The 237-nt window shown below is 51.5% G+C and carries 1 rRNA gene; it reads right to left on the bottom strand.

From position 1 onward, the window contains the following. Positions 1–237, bottom strand: a 16S ribosomal RNA gene (locus HCF10_RS31045); the annotation flags it as partial.

Consider the following 237-nt stretch of genomic DNA (forward strand, 5'->3'; position numbering starts at 1 on the left):
CTACGCGCGCTTTACGCCCAGTAATTCCGATTAACGCTTGCACCCTCTGTATTACCGCGGCTGCTGGCACAGAGTTAGCCGGTGCTTATTCTGTCGGTAACGTCAAAACCATCACGTATTAGGTAATAGCCCTTCCTCCCAACTTAAAGTGCTTTACAATCCGAAGACCTTCTTCACACACGCGGCATGGCTGGATCAGGCTTTCGCCCATTGTCCAATATTCCCCACTGCTGCCTC

It is taken from the genome of Pseudomonas sp. B14(2022), from assembly GCF_012030485.1.
Taxonomy (GTDB): Bacteria; Pseudomonadota; Gammaproteobacteria; order Pseudomonadales; family Pseudomonadaceae; genus Aquipseudomonas.